1 protein-coding gene is annotated in these 2,328 nt (G+C 77.1%); it reads left to right on the top strand.

The genetic code is table 11. The features are described from left to right. On the top strand, positions 1–2,175 hold a 2,175-nt coding region (locus AOK23_RS43925; protein WP_055717923.1), incomplete at its 5' end, for a hypothetical protein. Between the last annotated feature and the right edge of the window lie 153 nt (positions 2,176–2,328).

The raw sequence follows: 2,328 nt of genomic DNA, 5'->3' as shown, positions 1-2,328 counted from the left end.
CGGCTCTACCTCGACCTGCACGGAGCCACCCCCGGCCGGACTCCGCTCGCGCCCGCCGACGCCCTCGCCGCCCTCCTGCACGGACTGGGCGTGGACGCCCGGCACGTCCCCGGCGACGTGGCGGCCGGTTCCGCGCTGCTGCGCTCCGCGCTCGCCCCGACCCGGACGCTGCTCGTCCTCGACGACGCGGCCTCGGTCGGCCAGGTACGACCGCTGCTGCCGGCCGGGGCGGGCTGTGCCGTCCTGGTGACCAGCCGACAGCCGCTCGCCACCCTGGGCGCCTCCGCCCAGGTCCCCCTCGACCCGCTCTCCCCACGGGAGGGCGCCCTTCTGCTGGAGCGGGCCTCGGGCCGGTCCTGGGACGCGGCCGACGCCGAACCGGTCGCCCGGCTGGCCGCGCTCTGCGGGTATCTCCCTCTCGCGCTCCGGATCTGCGCGGCCCGGCTGAGGAGCCGGCGGGCCCTGTCCGTGGCGCGGCTGACGGAACGCCTAGCCCGGCAGGAGGACCGCCTCGACCACCTCGAACTGGAGGACCTCAGCGTCCGCCGCTCCCTGCTGGCGGCCCACGAGGCGCTCCTCGGGTCGGGCGACTCGCGTGACGCCGACGCCGCCGCGGCCCTGGTCCTCATCGGCGCGCTGGACCTGCCCGAGTACGGGGTCCCGCTGATGGCGGTGGCGACGGACCGCACACAGCGGAGCGCCGAGCGGGCGCTGGACCGCCTGACGGAGGTGGCGCTGCTCCAGGAGACAGGCTGGGGGCGCTACGTTCCGCACGACCTGGTCCGCGACTTCGCCCGGGAACTCGCCGCCCGGCCGGACGCGCGAGCGGCGCACGCCGACGCCGTCGAACGCTCCCTGCGCTGGTACCGGCGGCGCCTCGCCCACTGCGCCGCCGCCCTGCGGCCGGGACGCGGCGGCGTGCCCGAGCTGTCGCCCGGTGGCGACCTGGCCTTCGCCGACGCGGCCGAGGCACTCGCCTGGGGCGACCAGGAGGCGGCGAACCTGCTCCACCTGGCCGGCTCGGGTGCGCCCGAGCCACTCGGCCTCGAACCGACCCGGACGAGCGGACCACTCGAACCGACCCGGACGAGCGGGCCACTCGGACCGGCCCGGACGGCCGGGCCACTGGAACCGACCCGGTTGCGCGGACCGCTGGCACCGACCCCGACACCTGAGCCGCTGGGACCCGCCCCGACGCCCGAGTCACAGGTACCGACCCCGACGCCCGAGCCTCTGGAACCGACCCGGGCAAACGGGCCCTTGGGGCCGGCACGGACCCTGGAGCTGATCCACGCGCTGTTCCCCTATCTGCACGACCGTGGCCGGTCGCGGGACCTCGAACGGCTGACCAGGCACGCCGTCACCCTCGCCCGGTCCGGCGGGGACGCGGCGGCCGAGGGACGGGCCCTGGGCCACCTCGCGTCCGCGCACTACTCGGCGGGCCGCATCCGGCAGGCGCTGCGCCTCCTCGACGAGGCCGTGCGGCTGAGCGAGCGCCTCGCCGACGACCGGGCCAGGATGCGCCACCTCGGCAACCGGGCAGCCCTGTTGCGCGAACTCGGCCGTGGCGCGGACGCCCGGGCCACGCTGGCGCGGTGTCTCGCCCTGCGCCCCGACACCCTCGCCCCCGCCGAGGAGGCGCTCCTCGCCGGACACCAGGGGTACGTCGCCGAACTCACCGACCCCCGCTCGGCCCTCCCCCTCCACCGGCGCAGCCGGGAACTGGCCCGACGGGCGGGGAGCACCGTGATCGAGCAGGTCGCCCTCTGCAACACGGGCCGCGCCCAACTCGCCCTCGGCGAACCCGCCCGAGCGCTCCGGAGCTTCGACGACGCATTGCGGGTCATGGCGTCCGGCGCGGCCCACTGGAACGCCGAGCGGGAGACCCGGCTGGGCCGGGCGCAGGCGCTGCGGGCCCTGGGCCGCCTCGACGCGGCGCGGGAGGCGTGCGGGGCGCTGCTCCGGGAGGCCGCCGAGCGCGGCGACGCGTACGGGTGGGGCCTCGCCGAGTACGAGTACGGCCATGTCCTGCGGGCCCTCGGGGACGAGGGGGCGGCCCTGCGTCACTGGCGCGGCGCGCTGACCGCCCTGGAGGGCACGGACGCACCGGTGCTCCGCGAACTCCGTTCACTGACACGGGAGTTCAGCCCCGACGGCCGTTCGGCACAAAGGTGAGTCAACACACAACACACGGCGGCCTTCACCGTGACTCGGTCGTCGACGGGGCCGTGGACGGGGTCGGCACCGCCGAGGGCTCCTCCACCGGCCCGTCCGCGACGCCGGGTGCGCTCTCCCCGACCGAGGAGCCCTCGGCGGTGCCGACCCCGT

The sequence above is a fragment of the Streptomyces torulosus genome (genome assembly GCF_001419765.1).
In the GTDB taxonomy this organism is placed as follows: domain Bacteria; phylum Actinomycetota; class Actinomycetes; order Streptomycetales; family Streptomycetaceae; genus Streptomyces; species Streptomyces torulosus.
This window is presented reverse-complemented; position numbering and strand designations above follow the sequence as displayed.